Below are 15,041 nucleotides of genomic sequence, written 5' to 3'. Positions count from 1 at the left end.
TGCATGAGAACAACGACTGAAAGTTAAAACGTACTCGAACGCTCGGCGATCAACCCGCACTCCCCGGCGTTTTACAACGTGTGTATTCCAGTTGATAGAGCGTGGTTTCCGGTCCCGTCGATTGCCCCTCCAACAGCCGTTGCAGCTCGGCCACAAAAGACTCGCCGGCGACGCGAACGTAATCAGGCGCACAACCTTCGATCATGACGATCCAGGCCGGTATCTGGGTCCCTTCGGCGCGGGCCTTTTTCTCTGCGGTTTCAACCTTGCTCACGGCCTCATCAGCCACACACAAGTGCACGCCTGTAATACCCTGTTTATCCGCCAGGGGAGGCAGCACGCGTTGGCGCAATGCGTCTGACACCGATTTATGCTGCCCTTCGACAACATCGAAACGGACCGTTAACAAATAGGCGCCCTGCCCCACACCGCTGGAGTAAGTGACTTCGCAAATGGATCGCGCGACATTGCGATAGGATTTCACCGACTGCTGGGTCCACGTCGTCGGCGTGTTGAGACGCGATAAATAATCCTGCCCGCCCAACACCTGCACAGAATCAGCCTCATAGAGGTTGAAATAAGTCGGCCCGGCATCCAAAGCGATGTACCGGCGTCCGCGCAAAAAGCCCGGAATTCCAGCCCGCTCAGGCATGTGCTCACGGTTATGCCACTCATAGAACTCGTCCCGCGCTTCGGGCAAAAGATCATGCCAGATCGCGACTACACCTGTTCCTGCAAAGCTCATAGCGTTTTTCCTTTAGCGATAGTCAGTCAACATTGGGATGGCGACCCGCGACCCATGCAGCGCCCATTTCAGCAACGTAAGGAACCACGGTCTGAAATTGTTCACCCAACCCCTGGCCACCGACACGCATGGTGTCACCTGCCTTGAGGAATACCGGTGGCTTCTGCCCGAGTCCCACACCTGGTGGCGTACCGGTAATGATGACGTCACCCGGCAGTAGCGGCATGAAGCGACTGAGGTACGCGACAATATGGGCAACACTGAAGATCATCGTACGGGTATTGCCGGTCTGGAGACGTTTGCCATTCACGTCGAGCCAGAGGTCAAGTGCCTGCGGATCGGAAATTTCGTCACGGGTGACCAGCCAAGGTCCCAGAGGCGCGAAAGAAAAACCGCTTTTGCCCTTGGCCCACTGGCCTTCGTACTCAAGCTGATAAGCCCGCTCGGAAACATCATTGGCCAGGCAATAACCGGCAATGTGATTCAATGCCTGCGACTCATCGATCTGCCAGGCAGGGGTACCGATGACGATGGCCAGTTCGACTTCCCAATCCAGCTTCTGAGCGCCCGTTGGCAAGATGACCGGGTCATTGGGTCCGCTGATGGACGCAGTGTGTTTGTTGAAGACCACCGGTTGGCTCGGGATCGGCGTATTCGTTTCAGCCGCGTGATCGGAGTAGTTCAGACCAATGCAAATCAGGTTCGGTACGCTGCCCACGCACGGACCAAGACGCGTACCAGGCGCCACCACGGGCAGCTTTTCAACGTCGACCGCGCGCAGTTTTTCAAGCACTGCCGGGCTCAGGGCCGACGCATCGATGTCATCGACAATGCCCGAGAGGTCTCGAACAATTCCTTGCGAATCCAGGATTCCCGGCTGTTCCTGCCCCGGTAAACCAAAACGAACTAAGCGCATTTGTTACTCCTCCAGCGTTGAGAAATGGACAGACAATGAGCCTGCTTCGCCGAACTGAACATGCAGTGGCTGGTTAACGGGCACATCGAGAACACCTGCATAGGACCCGGTGATAATCACCTGCCCTCCTTGCAGCCCTATCCCTTGTGTAGACAGAAAATTGGCCAGCCAGACGATCGGCAACAACGGATCCCCGTCCGGATGCCGTCCCTTGATTTCCAGGGGCTCCGACGTTGCATCGCTCAGGGTGATAACCAGTTCAGAGGGCATGCTGGCAGGGTTCGACAGCGTGATTGGCGCCCCCAGTACCAGGCCATGATTGAATAGACCATCCGCGAGCAATTGCTCGAACGGCAGTGTCTGTGGATGGGTATAACGGCAGTCGATCACTTCCAATGCCAAGCGCACGTCGCTGATCGCCGCAGCGATCTGTTCAGCGGTATACGGCTCGACACGTGCCGGCAAATCATGGGCCAGGACGCACGCCAGTTCGGGCTCGATGCGCGCCTTATCGGCGCCAGCGGCCAGTCGGTAACGTTCGCCTTCTACGATGCTGTCGCTGTAGATCGGGGCGACGATCCATTTGCCAGCCGGCGGTAACGCGCACTTCCAGCCTCCCACGGTTTTTCCAGCCAATAGGCCCACGTGTTGCTGAATGGCAAAACCTTCTGCCAGGCTGCTTGGCAGGTTCGGATCAGGCAAGGATGCCAGCCGCACCCCCTCCAGCCGTGCACGGACCAGAGCGGCAGCGGCGACTTCCAGCCCGGCGCCCGCCTTGTCCCCTGCAGGTGCGAGTTGGCTCATACGCTCTCCGAATGCACGTTGTTCTGGCGCGGCCAAACCGTACCCAGCTTGTTGGCGGCCTCTTCCAGCAGGGCATGCAATTCTTCATAGCGTTCGGGCTGCATGCGCAACACCGGGCCGGCGATACTCATCGTGCCGACCACAGTGCCGGACGGAACCAGCTTGACCGGTACGGCAATCGCCCAGACACCCGCCTCGGCTTCTTCAATGACCAAGCCATACCCGCGCTTTCGGGTCAGTGCCAGCTCGGCCAACAAGCCTTCGATGCTGTTGATCGCTTTCGGCCCCTGCCCAATCCCGGCATCAGCTTTCCCCAGCCCGCTGCGCAACGCATGCTCAATGGCCAGCTCATCAGACATCGTTGCCAGCCAGGCTTTGCCATTGGCGGTTGCATAAAGATTGATCGGTTTATCCATGGCCGGCGAATACATAAGCCCCGGCGCGGCGCCTTGGGCCGAAGACAACCAGGACAAGGTGCCCTCGTTGACCACCGTCAACCGCACCAACTCATGACATTGAACAGCCACTTGCTCGATGATCGGCTGGACCAACTCAGGCAAGCCAATGCCATGTAAATAGCGCTGCCCCAGCAGTGCCAGCTTCAGCGTCAAGCGGTACTGCGACGTGGCTTCATCCTGCTCCGCCCACCCTTGCTCGACTAACTGAGCAAGCACTCGATGGGCGGGCCCCTTCTCCAAACCCAGCTCGGCTGCGATATCGGACATCCGCATCCAGCGAGCCTCGCGGGCCAGCAGTTCAATCGCCTCCAGGCAACGGTCAACAGCACCTTTAACGACTCTCATATTTTTCTCGACTTATCTTTGACAATGAGGAGGATTCGAGCAACATTGTTCGTACTGGAACCGCGTTCCAATAGTATGCAGGCGCCCCCTAATAAGTCAAACCCGCTTGCATCGGGTTGGCCCTATCGAGACAGGGCGGGCCACGCAGCCGGGTTTCCGGAACGTGGGACGCCGGACGGAGATAAAAACCGAACCCTTCGGGCCCGGCTCCTTATCCATAGACAAGCGCCTGTGCATGTTCAATCTTTGCGGAAGAACGCCCAATGCCTCTCACCACCCTGCCTTACCTACAGCAATCCGCGGGCAGCAAGATTGTGCATCATGGCTCGCAAGCCGAAAGTCCAGGGCGCAGCTTCATGGCTGTAGGTGACGGTGTTGCGCAGCGTGCCCAGCAACGGACTGCCGATGCTGACCTCATCACCCTGCTTATGAGTGAAGCCGCTTCCCGGCTCCTCACGGTCCTGGGTAGGCGCAAACAATGTCCCGAGAAAAAGCATGAAGCCATCCGGGTATTGGTGATCCCCGCCGACCGTCTGGGCCACGAGATCCAACGGGTCACGGCTGATCAGGGCCATGGAACTGCTGCCTTCAAGCGCAAAGCCGTCGTCGCCCTGGACGTGCAAATCCACGACGCAATTGCGCACGTCATCGAGCGTAAACGCTTCATCGAACAGACGAATGAACGGGCCGATCGCACAGGACGCATTGTTGTCCTTGGCCTTGCTCAACAGCAGGGCGCTGCGGCCTTCGAAATCACGCAAATTGACGTCATTGCCCAAAGTGACGCCATGCACTTGGCCTCGACTGTTCACCGCCAGCACGATTTCCGGTTCCGGATTGTTCCATTCGGACTTGCGATGAATGCCGATTTCGCTGCCACTGCCCACCGCGGCCAAAACCGGTGCCTTCGTGAAAATCTCCGCATCCGGGCCGATACCGACCTCCAGGTATTGCGACCACATACCCTGCTTGATCAGCACCGCTTTAAGACGCATCGCTTCTGGCGAACCCGGTTTGATTGCCCGCAAGTTGTCGCCTATTGCTTCGTGCACCAAGCGGCGAACACTTTCAGCTTTGGCTGCATCGCCTCGGGCCTGCTCCTCGATGACCCGCTCAATCATGCTGGACGCGAACGTCACCCCGGCCGCCTTGATGACTTGCAGATCCGCCGGAGGCAGCAGCGATGCCTTGCCGGGATCGGCATGGCTGCCGGTGTTCCCAAGCAACGCCTCGACAGTCCCGATGTACCTGCCTGGCGCCTGACGAACAACCAACAACGGCGAGGTGTGTTCCAGCAGTTCGCTGATTGTCGAAAAGGTTTCAGAAAGATCAAACACACCTTCATCGCGCAGCACCACCGGCGAGGGGCCGGCAATCGCCCCCGGGATCCAGGCACGGCCGATCAGCGTTCCGGCCAGGCCATCCACTGGCAGGGTGTTTTCGCGCGTCAGTTTCAAATTCGCCATGGAGCTTCCAGATCAGTTGGTCATCAGAGCCGTAAAACTAATGGACTGCCCCCGTAAATCCCAATGAAAGAAACTCACTCATCAATGCTGTTTCGTTATCGACAGACAAGGCCTTATCCGATGGAAAATGATCAAATTACTTTTGCCAGTGTCTCCCGATGGCTGAAGATCAAACATTTGGTACTGGTCAATAGCTTGGCCAAGACCCGCAACATGCACACAACCGCCGAGCACATGAATGTCACGCAACCGGCCATCAGTAAATTGCTGCGCGATCTGGAAGTTCTCCTCGGTTTTCCGCTGTTTGAGCGTCAAACGCGCAGTCTGGTTCTTACCGAACTAGGGGAATTCGTAGCCCGTTATGCGCGTATTACCTTGGAAGACACAGAGTCGTTCGTCGACCAAGTCAATAAACTGCGCAAAGGCGGGCATGGTCATCTAAAAGTCGGCACTATTTTCGCCGCCACATCCGTGGTGCTGCCTGAAGCCATTGCCAGCATAAAACGGGAGCGCCCCCTCCTTTCTATCGAGGTGATCGAACAAACCAGTAACCATCTGCTGGAGATGCTCGAACAAAAGAAACTCGATTTGATCATCGCGCGCTTCACGGATGAGGATTGTCAGCCTTTCGAATTCACATCGCTGGGGCCTGAACCCTTTTGCCTTGTCGCGAACAGCACACATCCTCTGTGCCGACTCGAGGAGGTCCCCACTGAAGCACTCAGTGAATGGCCATGGGTCATGTATCCCTTCAATACGCCGATCCGACAACGCATGGAGCGCGCGTTCAGGACGTTCAAGATCGCCCCGCCGACCAACACGGTGGAGACCATTTCGATGCAGACCTTCCTGCAGTTGCTTCAGTCCGGGCCAATGCTCGCCATGCTCCCCGAGTCCATGGTCCAGTCACAGCTGCAAAACGGGCAGCTTCAAATCCTCAACACGCCCTTCAAAGTTGAATCCCAGGATTATGGGGTTATCACTCGCAAGGATGAGCCCCTGTCAGAGCCGACACGGACGTTTATTGCGACCTTGCTGGCGTTCGCCAAACAGCGGCAAACGGCTACAGAGAAGAGAGACCGCAGCCAGTTCAGAAAAAGTCGATGAGGCAAAGTTATCGAGCAATCGAAAGCTCTCATTAGGCAGCCATTTCCATGAATCCTATAGTGCCGGCACAAAAGTGCGGCGCTATTAGCGACCGCCCACCACCCAGCAGCCCGTGAGGATGCGATGGAACTGATCATGAAAACCGGCGCAGCAGCTGTGCTGCGCTTGAACCCGCTGGACGATGTGCTGATTGCACGCCGACCGCTACTCGCTGGCGAAATCCTTGAACAGGAAGGCGTGACCATCCGGCAAGCGATCGTGCCGGGCCATAAAGTGGCTTCCCGACGTATCGAAGCCGGCCAACCAGTAAGGCGCTATGGGCAAATCATTGGTTTTGCTGTTGTCGACATAGAAGCAGGCGAGCATATCCATGTGCACAATCTGGCCATGGGGGAATTCGCTCGAGATTATGCTTTCAGCGTCGATGCAAAGCCCAGCGTCACGCCCAGTGAAGCCCCGTCGTTCATGGGTATCGTACGCCCGGATGGACGCGTCGCGACGCGTAACTACATCGGCATTCTTACGTCCGTGAATTGCTCTGCCACAGTCGCCCGGGCCATCGCCGACCATTTTCGTCGAGACATCAATCCCGCTGCACTGCAAGCGTATCCAAACGTCGACGGTGTTGTCGCCCTGACACATTCCGCCGGCTGCGCCGTTGATCCAGCGGGTGACGGTTTGAGCATGTTGCGCCGGACATTAGCCGGATATGCGACCCACGCCAACTTTGCGGCCGTGCTGGTGATCGGGTTGGGCTGCGAGACGAACCAAATCGACTCATTACTCACAACGCAAGGACTCACCCGCAGCAATACCCTACGCACGTTCAATATCCAGGACAGTGGCGGTACATCCAAGGCCATCGCCAGTGGCATTGACCATGTGAAGCAATTGCTTGGCGAGGCCAATCAAATTCAGCGTGAACCGGTCAGCGCTCGCCATCTGACCGTCGGGCTTCAGTGCGGCGGCTCGGATGGCTACTCCGGCATTACTGCCAACCCAGCGCTGGGCAACGCAGTGGATCGCCTGGTCGCCTGCGGCGGTACCGCGATTCTCTCCGAAACCCCGGAAATATACGGTGCCGAACACTTGCTGACACGACGGGCTGTGAGCCGTGAAGTCGGCGAAAAACTCATCGCTCGCATTCATTGGTGGGAACAGTACTGCGAGCGTATGGGAGCCGAACTGAACAATAACCCCTCTGCCGGCAACAAGGCCGGTGGCTTGACCACCATTCTGGAAAAGTCGCTGGGCGCGGTGGCAAAGGCGGGTTCGAGCAACCTGATGGATGTCTACGAATACGCCCAGGCCGTCACGGCCAACGGGCTGGTTTTCATGGACACCCCAGGCTATGACCCGGTCTCGGCAACCGGTCAGGTCGCCGGTGGTGCGAACCTGATTGCGTTTACCACCGGTCGTGGCTCGGCCTATGGCTGTGCCCCTGCCCCATCAATCAAGCTGGCGACCAATAGCGCCTTATGGGCACGTCAGCGAGAAGACATGGACATCAACTGCGGCGAAATAGCCGAAGACACTTTGACCATCGAGGCATGCGGTGCAGCAATCTTTGAAACCATGCTGCGCATTGCCTCGGGCGAACGCAGCATGAGCGAACAACACGGATACGGACAAAATGAGTTCGTGCCTTGGCAGATCGGCGCCGTCACCTGATTTTCAGTCCTGGGGACGCCTTGCCCTTCTATCACATGCACATTCAACCTGGAGACAACCATGTCCCTCATCACCGGCCAGAACTTTATCGGCGGCCAGCGTAGCGCCGCCGGCACCATCATCGTCAAGAGCGTGGATGCCAGCACAGGGGAAACCTTACCCTATGCGTTCCACCAGGCGACTGCGCAAGAAGTCGAGAACGCGGCTCATGCAGCCCACCATGCTTTTTCCAGCTACCGCACCCTGAGCGCGAGCAAACGGGCTGAATTTCTCGATGCCATTGCGCAAGAGCTAGAGGCTTTGGACGATGAGTTCATTGCGTTGGTTTGCCGGGAAACAGCACTGCCTGTCGCCCGCATCCAGGGCGAACGCGCACGTACCAGCGGTCAAATGCGCTTGTTTGCAAACGTGTTGCGGCGTGGTGACTTCTATGGGGCCCGCATCGACCAGGCACTACCCCTTCGCAAGCCGTTGCCACGTCCTGACCTTCGCCAGTACCGCACCGCAATCGGTCCGGTCGCTGTGTTTGGGGCAAGTAATTTCCCGTTGGCTTTCTCCACGGCCGGCGGCGATACCGCCTCCGCGCTCGCGGCGGGTTGTCCGGTGGTATTCAAAGCCCACAGCGGCCATATGGCCACTGCAGAACAAGTCGCCAATGCGATCATCCGCGCGGCCGAACGCAGCGGCATGCCCGCCGGTGTCTTCAACATGATTTATGGCAGTGGCGTAGGCGAAGCCCTGGTAAAACACCCGCTCATCAAGGGCGTTGGCTTTACCGGCTCGCTCAAGGGTGGTCGAGCGTTGTGCGATATGGCCGCCGCTCGCCCCGAGCCCATTCCAGTCTTCGCTGAGATGTCGAGCATCAACCCGGTCGTGATCCTGCCTCATGCGCTCTCGCGTCGAGCCGACAGTATCGCTCACGATCTTGCCGCATCGGTGGTTCAAGGTTGTGGGCAGTTTTGCACCAATCCCGGGCTGGTAGTGGGCATTCGCTCGGATGCTTTCACTGCTTTTCAGGACAGAGTGGCAGCGTTGATGAACGACCAACCGGCACAGACAATGCTCAATGCGGGCACCCTGCGCAGCTACGCGGCTGGCTTGCAGAACCTGCATGCGCACCCTGGCATCGTGCACCTAGCTGGCAGCGACCAGCAGGCTCACCAGGCCCAGCCACAGTTGTTCAAGGCCGACGTAGAGTTGCTGCTTAACGGCGACAAGGTTCTTCAAGAAGAAATCTTCGGCCCCACGTCCATCTTCATTGAGGTCGCTGACCAGGCCCAACTCAGCGCTGCCATCAATGCCCTTCGCGGACAATTGACCGCCACCTTGATTGGCGAGCCAGAAGACCTTACGCAATTCACAGAGCTGACTGCTTTGTTGGAGATGAAGGTTGGTCGCATCCTCATCAATGGCTACCCAACGGGTGTCGAGGTCTGCGATTCAATGGTGCACGGCGGCCCTTATCCTGCCACGTCCGATAGCCGCGGCACCTCGGTCGGCACCTTGGCCATCGACCGTTTCCTGAGGCCAGTCTGCTTCCAGAACTACCCCGACGCGTTGCTTCCCGATGCGCTCAAGAACGCGAATCCGTTGAACATTTCGAGGCTCGTCGACGGGTGTCTTTCGAGAGATCGCTTGTAGGTTGGTAAATGTGAAAGGCGGCGTACGACAACGGTAAAACTTGTCGTTGGCGTCATCGCTCTTCGCAGGAAGCCACAGTGCCGAGAGCTTGACGCTTCGAAGCCCGTTCATCCTCCTAACAACTTCGCACTGTTGCATGAGCGGGCTCCAGCGTGCCCGCCCGGTGCGACGAGGCACCTTGCAGAGAACCAGCGCCATGCCTTGATCGACTAAAGGAACTCCCTTGACAAGGCGACGAATCTGGTAACAGAATTACTGATGGAACGGCGTTACAATAACAACAACCGAGAATCCGGAGACATGTCATGAGCCAAAGCATTCAAGGCGATTCACACTCCAAGCGTCAGTCTAAAAAGGCCGCAGCGAGCGGCTGGATAGGCTCGGCACTGGAGTACTACGACTTTTTTATCTATGCCACCGCGGCAGCGCTACTTTTCCCACAGCTGTTCTTTCCGTCAGACAACCCAACGGTAGGGATTATCATTTCGCTGGCCAGTTTCGGCGTTGGTTATATTGCCCGACCGATAGGCGCTGTGGTCTTAGGGCACATGGGCGACCGACACGGACGCAAAACGGTGCTCGTTTACTGCATGTTCCTGATGGGCGCGTCGACGATGTGCATCGGTCTGCTCCCTACCTATGCACAGATTGGTATCTGGGCTCCTTCCCTATTGATATTGTTGCGTCTGATTCAAGGTTTTGCGGTCGCGGGTGAAGTGTCTTGTGCAAGTTCCATGACCCTGGAACATGCGCCTGATGGGCGTCGCGGTTACTTCGCAAGTTTTACCCTTCAAGGCGTCCAAGCCGGGCAACTGCTAGCCGCAGCGGTTTTCCTGCCGCTTGCCCAGTTCATGCCAGCCGATCAGTTTGCTTCTTGGGGCTGGCGGATTCCATTCCTGCTCAGCGCAGTGGTGCTCGTCATGGGATGGATCATCCGGCGTCAGGTTCATGAGGCTCCGATCTTCACTGAGGCGCAGACACACACCGAGCCCCGTAAACTACCTGTGATCGAAGTGCTCACGCAGAGTTGGGGCGATCTGCTACGCGTCATCTGCATGGCGCTCTCTGCGGTACTTGCAATCGTCGCCTCTGTATTCGGTGCGACCTATGCAGTGCAACCCGCCTACGGCATTGGATTTCCTTCCGGCTTATTCATGTGGATACCGGTGCTAGGCAATATATGCGCAGTTATCCTTATCCCCTTCGTCGGTAAGCTCTCCGATAGAATTGGCCGCAAGCCTCCGGTGATTGTTGGCGTTCTGTGCGGCGGCGTATTGTCATTTGGCTACCTCTATGCGATCAGCATTCACAATATGTGGCTTTCGCTGGTTCTATCGTTGCTCATGTGGGGTGTGGCTTACCAAGGCTTCAATGGTGTGTTCCCGAGTTTGTTTCCGGAACTGTTCCGTACACGGGTACGTGTTACCGGCATGGCCATTGGACAGAACATAGGCGTGGCATGCACAGCGTTTCTGCCGGCCCTTTTCGTATCTGTTGCGCCTCCCGGTAGCGAGAATATCCCTCTAAAAATTGGGGCACTGACTTTTGGCATCTGTTTAATCTCCGCTATCGCCGCTATTACTACCCGGGAAACCTTCCGGATTCGTCTGAAAGACCTCGGTGACCCCAATGCTGTCCCGATGTCAGAGGAGGAATACGAACAGGTGCGGGAAAAATCCAATCCCAAGTCAAACGCCAATGCCTCCAATCAAGCATTTAAAAAATCAGCGCCGGTGATGCGCTCCTGACGACCGCCCCCTTCACCACCGCCGCGCTGCTCAGTTTTTCTGCACAGCGCTTCGAGCAGCACGGCAGTGGATATGCACGCTCTGTCAGGGGGGATTCCGATATCTGCATACCGGCAACTGGCGTGCAATAGCCAATGACAAGTAGGTTGACATGCATCCACGCATCACAGGCACCACGCGTATATATGGATTGATCGGTGATCCACTCAGGAGCGCCAAGTCTCCAATGCTGTTGAATAAGTTGTTTGCCGAAGCACAGGCTGACGCCGTCTGCATTCCATTGGAGATAGGTACGGGGGACCTGGCTGAGTTTGTCAAAGGCGTGCGAGCCGTGCGCAACCTCGCTGGACTTCTGGTGACCATGCCGCACAAGCAGAGCATGCTGGATATCGTGGATGAGCTCCACCCTACTGCGCGCCAGATCGGCGCAATCAACGTCGTTCGTTGTGACAATGACGGGCGCTGGGTGGGCGCTGTGTTCGACGGACTTGGTTGCGTAGCCGGCATGCAGCGCCATGGAGTTTCCCTGGTGGGAAAATCTGTTCTGCTTATAGGCGCTGGCGGCTCGGGACGGGCAATCGCGTTTGCCGTTGCCGCGGCTGGCGCACGATCACTGGTCATTTCAGACCTGGATCCACACCGCGCCTCGGACCTTGTACACCGAGTTGCCAAAGAGGGTCCGTGCGCTGTGTATGCAGGCCCGGCAGACCCAGCAGGGCATGACATCGTGATCAATGCTACCCCACTCGGCATGAACCCTGATGATCCAATGCCTATAGACGCAACGCGGCTGGACCCAGCGACGGTGGTGGTCGATATCATCACCAGGTCAGAGCCGACTGCCTTGCTGCTTGAGGCGCAATCGCGCGGCTGTCAAACCCTCGATGGCCAGCCTATGCACGTAGGTCAAGCCCTGCTGGCATTGAGTTTTCTAGGTTTCGAAGACATCGAGCGTCGCTACTCGACCGAATTGTAAGGGTCCGGTACAACCTACCCTGCCTCCCCTCTCAATAATCCGAACCGAAACGATTAACGATGTGCACTGCCCCGGCATGTGCACATTTTCGTGCGCCTGTTGAAATTGCACCTCATCTCAGACACCACACGTCGCCATTCAGCAAAACGAAACCAACTTCCGTTCGTAATCACGTCGTGCTAGCCTACTACGCCCCCTCGGAAACGTGGCTCGTGCGCTGTTATATTCGGGCTTGATCCGCACCCCGAGGGCACCGGCAAGTTCGTCAAACATATTTGTTTATAAGGAATGAATGTTTGAAAGTCGTTCTTCTGGAAGTAAGCCACTGGCACACCACGCTCTACCTTGATGCCCTTGAGCGCCTGCCTGATGTGACCGTCACGGCGGTATCCGACGCTACCGGGTCGCGTGGTCCCGCCCTCGCCCAGCGCTTCGGAGCGCAGCTCTACAGTCACTGGAAAACCCTGCTGGACAACGAAGAGGCTGATTTCGCCTTCGCCTTTGGTCCGCACGATGAGCTGCATGCCATGGGCAAGGCATTGGTCGAGCGCAACATTCCGTTCGCGATGGAGAAGCCCTGCGGGCTTACCCAGCATGAAGTACTGGACCTGCACCAACTCGCCGAAGCCGCCGGCGTGTTCACCGCGGTGCCGTTGGTTTGGAGACACAGTGAATTACTGAACCGCGTCAAGCATGCGGCGTCGCAGAGTGGCGCCAAATGGAGAACCCTGTCGTTTCGATTCAACGCCGGCCCGCCCGGACGCTATTTGACGAACAGTTGCGCCTGGATGCTTGACCCGAAACGCTCGGGTGGCGGATGCACGATCAACCTTGCCCCTCATTTCGTCGATCTGGCGCAGCAAATGTCCGGAGAGCGCATATGCAGCGTGTCCGCCGTCATGCATCGCGACCCGCAGCTGACCGCCGTAGAGATCGCCTCAATGATGACCCTGGTGACCGAGAGCGGCTGCATCTGCACCATCGAAACTGGCTACAATTACCCGGCTAACACGCCCGAGCAACGGGAGTACTCGTTTTCATTGTCAACCGATCAGTTCTACGTGCGTTCGACCCCGGATGGCTTGCGCCTGATCGACGCGGTTGGAGAGGCAAGTGACCTGACCATGAGCCTGAACTCTGACGTGTATTACGACAATTTCGTAACCGATGTCCTCACCCCTGGCCGTGAGACGGCGTATACCGGTGCCGGACTTGCAACCATGCACCACGTCATGCGCATCATCGAGGCGGCCTATGAGTCAGACCGCCTCGGCGGCATTCCCATCACACTCCAGTACCCCTGACACAATGTTGGCTGGCCATTGCTGGCAAAAAAGAGGATTTAAAAATTGTCACACATTGGCCGCTACTTCAACACCTTGGAACTGCTGCTGTCCCACCCGGACGGTCTCGCCCTGTCTGAAATCGGCGAGCGAACCCAAGTTGCCATGGCCACGGCCCACCGCATATTGAGCGCGCTGCGAGAAAGAGGCTACGTCTACCAGGACGAACAGGATCATTACCGCCTGACGCTGAAAATCCCCAGCATGGGCGTGAACTTCATCTCTGAAACGGGCTTCGCCAGGATCATGCAACCCTTGCTCAACGAGCTGGCCAGCGAAACCGGCGAGCACGTCCGCTTGGCGGCAGTTGCAGAGGATCACCTGACCTGGGTGCTGCAAGCCACGCAAAACACCAGAGGGCTTCAGTACCGCCGAGCCCTGGATGAAAAAATCATTCCCCACACAACCGCGGCGGGCAAAGTATGGCTTTCCACTATGCGCGATGAGCGCGCCATGCGAATTCTCGCCGCCTGGGACATCGAGAACAGCCGAGACTACGCAGGACCCAATGCGCGCGTTTCGATTCGCGACATCTTTGATGACATCGCTCAGATCCGCAAAGACGGACACGCAGTCGTTCGAGAAGAAGGTGAAGTGGGTGTGTGTGTCGTGGCGGTTGCTGTATTCGATACCTCGCGGCCAGACAACTCGGGCCCGGTGGCCACCCTGAGCGTCGCCGGCCCCATCGCACGCATGCGGGAGGAAACCCTGAGTGCTCATATCGAACATTTGAAGCGCTCGGCGATCAGAGTAGGCGAATGCTGGTCGCTCTGGGCTTCGGTCAGTGGTGATGATTCGCTACCTCTGCGGTAGCACCGCGCGCATCATCGCAATCATGACGGGCTCCAGCAGGCCGAAGCCTGCGAACCCCCTATGATCGCGCGCATGCATTGCTGGTGTAAACGCTGTCACCTGGGCCCGTTGCGGGCCTCAAGGCTACTTGAACTATCCGGTCGCAGACGGTAGCGACAAGCGACCGGTGGACGATTACGGAATTTTCCAGCCCTTGGCACGCAGATCCTGCACACCCTTGTTCAGCTCATACAAAGCATTTTCTTCGCGGATGATTTCCAGTACGCAGTTTTCAATACCGCAGGTCGCGTGAACGGCCTCGCCCAACCCGATAAAGTCCACTACACCGGTGCCGACTGGATCATGCCCCCATACGTCCGTCCCCGTATCAGACACATGCACAAAGTCGATGCTGGCGTGATAAGCCAGCAGACTCGCCACCGGATCTTCACCGATGTAAGCGGCATTGGCGATGTCGTAGACGACCCTGACCACATCGTCATTGAGGGTGCTTACAACCTTCGCCAGTTCCGGCATGGTGGGGGTAAAGCAATACGGGGTGTTTTCCAGCAGTAAGCGCACGCCAGCCTGTTTCGCCAGCGGAATCAGGACTGCCAGGCTTTCGTACATCCAATCGTAGGTCTTCTCGAGCGGCGGGGAAATCATTGGGCGCCTGGTGCCGGGGGATATCACCACCTCCTGAGTATCCCAAGCGGCAGCCAAGTCAATGACCGACTTGATGTGCTCGATGCTCTTCTGACGCATATTCGCCGCGGGACTGGCCAGATTGAGGTCATAGCCGCCGGCGTTGAGGGACCTGATCTTCGCACCGTATTCATGAAGACGCGCCCTTGCGGCGGAACGGTCTGCGGTCGAGAGCTCTACCGGCCAGCAATGTGGCGAGCTGACGGGGACTTCGAACACGCGATGCCCGTGCTCGGCCAACTGCGCAATCGCATCAATTGCCGTGGACGACCACAGATAGGAAAACGTGCTGATGATCATATCGAAACATCCTTTCAGTTGAGT

13 protein-coding genes are annotated in these 15,041 nt (G+C 57.5%); 7 read left to right on the top strand and 6 right to left on the bottom strand.

Going from position 1 to position 15,041, the window contains the following annotated elements; genetic code table 11:
* Positions 1-49: 49 nt before the first annotated feature.
* The 5 genes from TK06_RS04280 to TK06_RS04260 all read right to left on the bottom strand — a co-directional run bounded on the left by TK06_RS04280 (position 50) and on the right by TK06_RS04260 (position 4,734).
* Positions 50-745 carry a DUF4286 family protein gene (locus tag TK06_RS04280; protein ID WP_063320980.1) on the bottom strand — a complete coding sequence of 232 codons (696 nt, stop codon included), beginning with the start codon at positions 743-745 and terminating at the stop codon, positions 50-52.
* A 22-nt stretch (positions 746-767) separates the two neighbouring features.
* The gene (locus tag TK06_RS04275) at positions 768-1,661 is read right to left on the bottom strand and encodes a fumarylacetoacetate hydrolase family protein (RefSeq protein ID WP_063320979.1); all 894 of its coding nucleotides are present in this window, start codon (positions 1,659-1,661) and stop codon (positions 768-770) included.
* 3 nt (positions 1,662-1,664) lie between these two features.
* Entirely contained in the window at positions 1,665-2,465 is an 801-nt protein-coding gene (locus tag TK06_RS04270) for a fumarylacetoacetate hydrolase family protein (RefSeq protein WP_063320978.1), read from the bottom strand.
* A complete protein-coding gene (locus TK06_RS04265) occupies positions 2,462-3,268 on the bottom strand; it encodes an IclR family transcriptional regulator (protein WP_063320977.1) in 807 nt (268 codons plus the stop codon). Before TK06_RS04265 ends, TK06_RS04270 begins: the two co-directional genes overlap by 4 nt.
* Positions 3,269-3,555: 287 nt before the next feature.
* Positions 3,556-4,734: a fumarylacetoacetate hydrolase family protein gene (locus TK06_RS04260; RefSeq protein ID WP_063320976.1), complete on the bottom strand. Its 1,179-nt coding sequence runs from the start codon at positions 4,732-4,734 to the stop codon at positions 3,556-3,558.
* Positions 4,735-4,854: 120 nt separating this feature from the next.
* Here TK06_RS04260 and TK06_RS04255 point away from each other — a divergent pair, with 120 nt between their 5' ends.
* From TK06_RS04255 to TK06_RS04225, 7 genes are all read left to right on the top strand, one after another.
* Complete coding sequence (locus TK06_RS04255; protein ID WP_063320975.1) at positions 4,855-5,841, top strand: LysR family transcriptional regulator; 987 nt, start codon at positions 4,855-4,857, stop codon at positions 5,839-5,841.
* Between the two features lie 123 nt (positions 5,842-5,964).
* Positions 5,965-7,512, top strand: coding sequence for a UxaA family hydrolase (locus TK06_RS04250; protein ID WP_063320974.1), 1,548 nt, complete (start codon positions 5,965-5,967; stop codon positions 7,510-7,512).
* A 60-nt stretch (positions 7,513-7,572) separates the two neighbouring features.
* Positions 7,573-9,153 (top strand): aldehyde dehydrogenase (NADP(+)), encoded by a 1,581-nt coding sequence (locus tag TK06_RS04245; RefSeq protein WP_063320973.1) that lies wholly within the window; start codon positions 7,573-7,575, stop codon positions 9,151-9,153.
* 305 nt (positions 9,154-9,458) lie between these two features.
* On the top strand, positions 9,459-10,901 hold the full coding sequence (locus TK06_RS04240) for an MFS transporter (protein ID WP_063320972.1): 1,443 nt from the start codon (positions 9,459-9,461) through the stop codon (positions 10,899-10,901).
* A gap of 151 nt (positions 10,902-11,052) precedes the next feature.
* Complete coding sequence (locus tag TK06_RS04235) at positions 11,053-11,877, top strand: shikimate dehydrogenase family protein (RefSeq protein WP_063320971.1); 825 nt, start codon at positions 11,053-11,055, stop codon at positions 11,875-11,877.
* A gap of 296 nt (positions 11,878-12,173) precedes the next feature.
* On the top strand, positions 12,174-13,181 hold the full coding sequence (locus tag TK06_RS04230; protein ID WP_063320970.1) for a Gfo/Idh/MocA family protein: 1,008 nt from the start codon (positions 12,174-12,176) through the stop codon (positions 13,179-13,181).
* 45 nt (positions 13,182-13,226) lie between these two features.
* The gene (locus tag TK06_RS04225) at positions 13,227-14,033 is read left to right on the top strand and encodes an IclR family transcriptional regulator (protein WP_063320969.1); all 807 of its coding nucleotides are present in this window, start codon (positions 13,227-13,229) and stop codon (positions 14,031-14,033) included.
* A gap of 174 nt (positions 14,034-14,207) precedes the next feature.
* Here TK06_RS04225 and TK06_RS04220 read toward each other — a convergent pair whose 3' ends face one another.
* Positions 14,208-15,017 carry a sugar phosphate isomerase/epimerase family protein gene (locus TK06_RS04220; protein WP_063320968.1) on the bottom strand — a complete coding sequence of 270 codons (810 nt, stop codon included), beginning with the start codon at positions 15,015-15,017 and terminating at the stop codon, positions 14,208-14,210.
* Between the last annotated feature and the right edge of the window lie 24 nt (positions 15,018-15,041).

Origin of the sequence: Pseudomonas fluorescens, from assembly GCF_001623525.1 — a bacterium.
Taxonomy (GTDB): domain Bacteria; phylum Pseudomonadota; class Gammaproteobacteria; order Pseudomonadales; family Pseudomonadaceae; genus Aquipseudomonas; species Aquipseudomonas fluorescens_Q.
Note: the sequence above shows the minus strand (reverse complement) of the source record. Positions and strands in the feature narration are given on the sequence as shown.